Origin of the sequence: Burkholderia sp. IT-111MI5, from assembly GCF_949752865.1 — a bacterium.
In the GTDB taxonomy this organism is placed as follows: Bacteria; Pseudomonadota; Gammaproteobacteria; order Burkholderiales; family Burkholderiaceae; genus Burkholderia; species Burkholderia pyrrocinia_C.
In genome coordinates this window covers 305,155-312,113 of the sequence record NZ_CATKIF010000073.1, presented here as the reverse complement: position 1 = coordinate 312,113, position 6,959 = coordinate 305,155, and the positions used below count along the sequence as shown (strand labels likewise).

At 64.5% G+C, this 6,959-nt stretch carries 7 protein-coding genes; 2 read left to right on the top strand and 5 right to left on the bottom strand.

All coding sequences use genetic code 11. The features are described 5' to 3' along the window. Positions 1-10 precede the first annotated feature (10 nt). From ACM6JT_RS35775 to ACM6JT_RS35765, 3 genes are all read right to left on the bottom strand, one after another. Entirely contained in the window at positions 11-976 is a 966-nt protein-coding gene (locus ACM6JT_RS35775; protein WP_034180716.1) for an L-carnitine dehydrogenase, read from the bottom strand. A gap of 82 nt (positions 977-1,058) precedes the next feature. After that, complete coding sequence (locus tag ACM6JT_RS35770) at positions 1,059-1,988, bottom strand: 3-keto-5-aminohexanoate cleavage protein (protein WP_174417569.1); 930 nt, start codon at positions 1,986-1,988, stop codon at positions 1,059-1,061. A 79-nt stretch (positions 1,989-2,067) separates the two neighbouring features. Further along, positions 2,068-3,021, bottom strand: a complete 954-nt coding sequence (locus ACM6JT_RS35765) for a choline ABC transporter substrate-binding protein (protein WP_072441929.1) — start codon at positions 3,019-3,021, stop codon at positions 2,068-2,070. A 299-nt stretch (positions 3,022-3,320) separates the two neighbouring features. Here ACM6JT_RS35765 and ACM6JT_RS35760 point away from each other — a divergent pair, with 299 nt between their 5' ends. Beyond that, entirely contained in the window at positions 3,321-3,581 is a 261-nt protein-coding gene (locus tag ACM6JT_RS35760; protein ID WP_414858256.1) for a hypothetical protein, read from the top strand. A 145-nt stretch (positions 3,582-3,726) separates the two neighbouring features. Continuing rightward, positions 3,727-5,307 (top strand): isocitrate lyase, encoded by a 1,581-nt coding sequence (locus ACM6JT_RS35755; protein ID WP_034180719.1) that lies wholly within the window; start codon positions 3,727-3,729, stop codon positions 5,305-5,307. Positions 5,308-5,369: 62 nt separating this feature from the next. On the opposite strand, the gene ACM6JT_RS35750 is transcribed toward ACM6JT_RS35755, so the two are convergent. Together ACM6JT_RS35750 and ACM6JT_RS35745 are read right to left on the bottom strand one after the other, a co-directional pair. Continuing rightward, positions 5,370-5,570, bottom strand: coding sequence for a hypothetical protein (locus ACM6JT_RS35750; RefSeq protein WP_244099521.1), 201 nt, complete (start codon positions 5,568-5,570; stop codon positions 5,370-5,372). 94 nt (positions 5,571-5,664) lie between these two features. Further along, a complete protein-coding gene (locus ACM6JT_RS35745) occupies positions 5,665-6,882 on the bottom strand; it encodes a porin (RefSeq protein ID WP_034180720.1) in 1,218 nt (405 codons plus the stop codon). Between the last annotated feature and the right edge of the window lie 77 nt (positions 6,883-6,959).

Here is a 6,959-nt window from a genome sequence, read left to right as displayed (position 1 = left end):
TAAACAGACCCTAATCCTCGAATCGCATCCCGTGCCGCGCCTTCACCGCGGCGATCGACTTCAGCACCTCGGTGATGCACTCGTCGCGATAGCGTTCGAGCTCCTTGATGCTGCGCGTGCCCTGCTGTTCGGTCGTGCCTTCGACGACGCTGTCGATCAGCGCGTCGGTAAGCGTCGGCGCGACCAGCTTCGTCCACGGCAGTTCGAGCGCAGGGCCGAACTGCTGCATGAAGTGTCGCATGCCCGCGTCGCCGCCCGCCAGCGTGTAGGTCAGGAACGTGCCCATGAACGACCAGCGGATGCCCGCGCCGAAACGGATCGCGTCGTCGATCTCGCCGGTCGTCGCGACACCTTCGTTGACCAGGTGCAGCGCCTCGCGCCACAGCGCTTCGAGCAGCCGGTCCGCGATGAAGCCCGGCACTTCCTTGCGCACGTGCAGCGGCCGCATGCCGAGCTTGCGATAGATCTCCATCGCCGCTTCGACCGCTTCCGGCGACGTGCGCTCGCCGCCGAGCACCTCGACGAGCGGCAGCAGGTAGACCGGATTGAACGGATGGCCGACCACGCAGCGCTCCGGATGCGTCGCACGCGCGTAGAAATCCGTCGGCAGCAGCCCCGATGTCGACGACGCGATGATCGCGTCGGGCTTCGCCGCGCGGCTGATCTGCTCGTGCAGCTCGAGCTTCAACGCCTCGCGCTCGGGCGCGCTTTCCTGGATGAAATCGGCATCGGCGACGCACGCTTCGATCGTCGGCACGAACCGCAGCCGCGCGGGATCGGCGCCCGGCGCGAGGCCGACGCGTTCGAGCGCGGGCCACGCATTCGCGACGTTCGCGCGCAGCCGCTCTTCCGCGCCCGGCGCGGGGTCCCATACAACCACGTCCAAACCGTGGGCCAGCGCGCGGGAAATCCACCCGCTGCCGATCACGCCGGTGCCGATGGCGGCAAACGTCTTGATGTCGGTCTTCACAGCCATGTCAACGCATCCTTCAAATCAGGGGAAATCGGTGGGCAGCCACGCCGTTGCGCGCCGCCCTGTCGTATCGGTCAGGAAAAACTCACGCGAATTCGGCGATCGCGCGGCGTTCGAGCGGACGCTCGCCGCGCGCGGGCAAGCCGAGCTTGCGGCGGCCTTCGGCCGGCGTCAGCACGCGGCCGCCGAGCCGTTCGACGATCTCTCTCGCGCGCTCGACGAGCGTGCCGTTGGTCGCATGCACGCCGCGGTCGAGCCAGATGTTGTCTTCGAGGCCGACGCGCACGTGGCCGCCGAGCAGCATCGCCTGCGCGACCATCGGCATCTGCATGCGGCCGATCCCGAAGCCGGCCCAGTGCGCGCCCGGCGGCAGGTTGTCGACCATCGCCTTCATCGTGCCCGTATCGGCCGGCGCGCCCCACGGAATGCCGAGGCAAAGCTGGAACAGCGGCGGATCGTCGAGCAGCCCTTCCTTCAGCAACTGCTTCGCGAACCACAGATGGCCCGTATCGAAGATCTCCAGCTCCGGCTTCACGCCGAGCTCCTGGATGCGCTTCGCGCCGGCGCGCAACTGCGCGGGCGTCGACACGTAGATGTAGTCGCCGTCGCCGAAATTCAGCGTGCCGCAGTCGAGCGTGCAGATCTCGGGCAGCAGTTCCTCGACGTGCGCGAGTCGCGTGAGGCCGCCGACCAGGTCGGTGCCCTTGCCGAAACGCATCGGGTCCTCGCCCGGGCCGATCTCGAGATCGCCGCCCATGCCGGCCGTCAGGTTGATGATCACGTCGACATCGGCCGAGCGGATGCGGTCGACCACTTCGCGGTACAGGTTCGGGTCGCGGCTGCCGCGCCCCGTCTGCGGGTCGCGCACGTGGCAGTGCGCGACGGTGGCGCCGGCCTTCGCGGCTTCGATCGCGGCCGCCGCGATCTCCTTCGGCGTGACCGGAATCGCCGGATGCTTGCCGACCGTATCGCCCGCGCCGGTGACGGCGCAGGTCACGATGACTTCATGGTTCATGCTGTTTGCCTCGCTTGACTCTGGTTATTTCGCATTGCTGATGTTTCGTCGGTGTACGCGTCGTGCAACGTGCAGGCCATTACAGGCCGAGATACGCCTTGACCGCCGGCAAGCCGTCCTTGCCGTCGAACGTCTTGACGCCGGCGAGCCACGGATCGAGCACCTGCGGGTTCTTCTTCAGGTAGGCCTTCGCGGCGTCGGCCGGCTTCGTCTTGTTCATCACCGACTGCATCAGCTGGTTCTCGAGCTGCGTCGAGAAGCGCAGGTTCGTGACGAGCTTGCCCGCGTTCGGGCAGCGCGCGATGAAGTCGGGCGCCGTCAGCGTGTACACACGCGCTTCGCCGTAGTTCGGGCCGAACGACGCGTCGCCGCCGGACAGGTAGTTCATGCTGAGCTGGATGTTCATCGGATGCGGTTCCCAGCCGAGGAACACGACCCACTTCTTCTCGCGGATCGCGCGCTCGACCGTCACCAGCATCCCGGCCTCGCTCGATTCGACGAGCTTGAAGCCGCCGAGCCCGTACTGGTTCGTGTCGATCATCTTCTGGATCGTCGCGTTCGCGCTGCTGCCCGGCTCGATCCCGTAGATCTTGCCGTCGAGTTCCGCGCGATGCTTCGCGATGTCCTCGAAGGTCTTCAGGCCGGCCTGGTATTCGTAGCTCGGCACCGCGAGCGTGGCCTTCGCGCCGGACAGGTTCGGCGTTTCGACGACGTTGATCGACTTGCTGTCGAGGAACGGCTGGAGCTGCTTCTGCTGCACGGGCCACCAGTAGCCGAGCGACACGTCGAGCTGCTTGCTCTTCAGGCCGGCGAACGAGATCGGCACCGATGCGATCGTCGTGGTCGGCTTGTAGCCGAGCGCCTCGAACACGGTCGACGCGAGCGCCGTGGTCGACGTGATGTCGGTCCAGCCGATATCCGCGAAACGCACGGTGCGGCAGGTCGCGGCATCCGTTTCGGCACGCGCCGCGTTCGTGAACGCGGCGGTCGCCAGCACGGCCGCGACAAGCGCGGCGATCTTCGTCGACTTCATGGTTCGGTTCCTCCCGTTGGGACGCGTGGCAGCCGGTGCGCGGGGTGTGCGCCGGCCTGCATCGTGGGAGTAAAAGTAACGAGCCATATTGGCCGCGAGAAGACCGGCGGCGACCTGTTCTTGACTATTTGCGACTATGGGTGGAAACCACTAGGTTTTTGCAAAGGCTTGATGGGCGGGGTTTTCGTGCGTGTTTTTGCAGAAACCGGCTTGTCCACATGCGGCGCGAGGCTTTCGATTCTGTCGGGAGCGGCGGGATACCGATGCGGCTTCGGGCTCGGGGCGCTGGAGCCGCACGGATGAATTGGACAGGTCAGCCTGGCGGCTTCCGCAGCGCGATGAGCCGCATGTTGGAAAGCCGTCCGTTCGTCGAAACAGGCGGCTACACAATCATCCCGCGAGCCATCGTTGCTCGAACCATCGTGCTTGCCCTTCCTCCAGCAGCCGAAAGGCTATTTCACATTACGGAACCCACGTCGAATTCCCGCGGCATCTCTTTTTCGCCGCTTGAAAACTTGTTTTGCATCGCAAAAATCGCCACGTATCCCATTGAAAAATAACAGAAATTTATGTCTTATGTCTTATATAAGACATCCCCAAAAGCGCATCGGGCGGCGTTACTATTCAGTCATGCAGTTCGCTTCGACATACGGAGCGCCACGCTCAACCATTTACTCAAACGCGCTTTGCTCCCAGGAGATTGACATGGCCCAGTATCAAGACGACATCAAGGCAGTTGCCGGTTTGAAAGAAAACCACGGCAGCGCGTGGAATGCCATCAGCCCCGAGTACGCCGCCCGCATGCGTGCGCAGAACAAGTTCAAGACGGGTCTGGACATCGCGAAGTACACCGCCAAGATCATGCGCGCCGACATGGCCGCCTACGATGCCGACCCGGCGAAGTACACGCAGTCGCTGGGTTGCTGGCACGGCTTCATCGGCCAGCAGAAGATGATCTCCATCAAGAAGCACTTCAACAGCACCGAACGCCGCTACCTTTACCTGTCCGGCTGGATGGTGGCCGCGCTGCGCTCCGAGTTCGGCCCGCTGCCGGACCAGTCGATGCACGAAAAAACCTCCGTCAGCGCGCTGATCCGCGAGCTGTACACGTTCCTGCGCCAGGCCGACGCCCGTGAACTGGGCGGCCTGTTCCGCGAACTCGACGCGGCCGAAGGCGCTGCGAAGGCCGCCATCCAGGAAAAAATCGACAACCACGTGACGCACGTCGTGCCGATCATCGCCGACATCGACGCGGGCTTCGGCAACGCGGAAGCCACGTACCTGCTGGCCAAGCAGTTCATCGAAGCGGGCGCATGCTGCATCCAGATCGAAAACCAGGTGTCCGACGAGAAGCAGTGCGGCCACCAGGACGGCAAGGTCACCGTGCCGCACGAGGACTTCCTGGCGAAGATCCGCGCGATCCGCTACGCGTTCCTGGAACTGGGCGTGGACGACGGCATCATCGTGGCCCGTACCGACTCGCTGGGCGCCGGCCTGACCAAGCAGATCGCCGTGACCAACACGCCGGGCGACCTGGGCGATCAATACAACTCGTTCCTCGATTGCGAAGAACTGTCGGCCGACCAACTGGGCAACGGTGACGTCGTCATCAAGCGCGACGGCAAGCTGCTGCGTCCGAAGCGCCTGCCGAGCAACCTGTTCCAGTTCCGCGCCGGCACGGGCGAAGCGCGCTGCGTGCTGGATTGCGTCACCGCACTGCAAAACGGCGCCGACCTGCTGTGGATCGAAACCGAAAAACCGCATATCGCGCAGATCGGCGGCATGGTCAGCGAGATTCGCAAAGTCATCCCGAACGCGAAGCTGGTGTACAACAACAGCCCGTCGTTCAACTGGACGCTGAATTTCCGTCAGCAGGCGTACGACGCGATGAAGGCCGAGGGCAAGGATGTGTCGGCATACGATCGCGCGCAGCTGATGAGCGTGGAATACGACCAGACCGAACTGGCGGCACTCGCCGACGAGAAGATCCGCACGTTCCAGGCAGATGCATCGCGCGAAGCCGGTATCTTCCACCACCTGATCACGCTGCCGACGTACCACACCGCCGCGCTGTCGACCGACAACCTGGCCAAGGAATACTTCGGCGACCAGGGCATGCTGGGTTATGTGGCCGGCGTGCAGCGCAAGGAAATCCGCCAGGGCATCGCCTGCGTGAAGCACCAGAACATGTCCGGCTCGGACATCGGCGACGACCACAAGGAATATTTCAGCGGCGAAGCGGCGCTGAAGGCGGCGGGTAAAGACAACACGATGAACCAGTTCTGATACCGGTCATACCCGAAGCGAAACGCCAGCCCAGCCGGGCTGGCGTTTTTTTATTCGGGCAGTCATTCCTCCGCGGAAACCCCCTTCACCACCCGCACAAACGCGTCCGCCAGCACCGTCGGCTCGACCGGCAACACCAGCGCGCAAACCGACTTTGCGTCGTCGTCCGAAATCGGCACGAACACGACACCGTCGATCCCGAGACTGGCCATCCGCTCCGGCACGATCGCCGCACCTCGCCCGGCCGCGACGAGATTCAGCATCGACGTTTTCGGAGACACGATCCGCGCCGCCGCCGGTACGAATCCCCGCTTCAGACAAAGATCGATCACGGCGCCCGCCACGCGCCCCGGCCACTCAGAAGTTGTGCTTCACCCCGACCGTCACCGACAGCTGCCGGCTGCCGGTCGCATTCGGCAGGTTCGGAATCTGCGCATAGTTCGCCGCGCCGCCCGTCGCCGGGTCGATGCCGATCCCGCGACCTGCCGCCTTCTGGAAAATGCCGACCGTATAGAGCGACGTCCGCTTCGACAGGTTATAGGTCATGCCCAGGTTGACCTGATGAAACTTCGGCGAGCCGTTTGCGTCGGTCTTCATCGAGTTGTAGATATAGGCCGCACCCAGCATGAACGCCGGCGTCACCGAAAACGTCGTGTTGACCTCGACGATGTCGAAGCGCGCATCGGCACCGTGCGGATGGGCGGCATCGGCGAAATACCGGCTGTCGTCGAGCGTCGTATGCGTGTAGACGACGCCGACCGTCGCCGGCCCGATCGCATACGAGCCGCCCACGCCGATCGCTTTCAATGCACGCGCATCCTGCAGCTTGCAATACATCGCCGCCGGATTCGAGCACGCGAAATCGCCGATATAACCCCGCGCGCCGCCGAGCGCCGCGTCGAGCGGATGATTCAGGTCGAGCGCGCCGACGCCGAACGAAAATGGCGCGTTGTTGTAGCTCGCGGCCAGCGCCCATCCGCGCTGCCGGGAAAAATCGCCGGCGACACCGCCGAACGAAAACGTGCCGCTGAACGAGAATCCCGCCATCACGGGGCTCGCGTACTGCACCGCGCTGTTCAGGTTGAGTGCGGCGTTGAGGTTGTCGACGTCGCCGATGTGGGCGCCGAACAGCGTGGCCCACGGAACGCTCGATGCGTAAGGTGCGAGCGTGGTCGTGTACGAGTCGAACTGCCGGCCGACGGTCAACGTCCCGTAGCGATCGTTCGACAAGCCGACCCACGCATTCTGGTTGAACAGCGTATCGGTCTGCAGCAAGCTGCCGTTGTTCATCCAGAAGCTGTTCTCGAGCTTGAACGTGACGGCCGTGCCGCCGCCGATATCCTCGCTGCCCGTCAGGCCGATGCGCGACGGCGCGCTCGCGCCGCCCGTCATCTGCCACGCATGCCCGCCGCGCACCGCGCCGTCGGCCCCGGTCGTCTGCACGTTGTTCGTGTACGTGATGCCGGTATCCACATCGCCGTACAGCGTGACGCTGCTCAATGCATGCGCGCCCTGCGTGACGGCGAGCGCCGCCACCGCCGCCGCGATCCTGCGCGGCGTCGTCAGATCCTTCATCGATCATCCCCCCTGATGCGTCGTATCCGTGTCGCGACCGTATGCCGGAGCCCGAACGCGCCGGCCGGTTGGCGCGA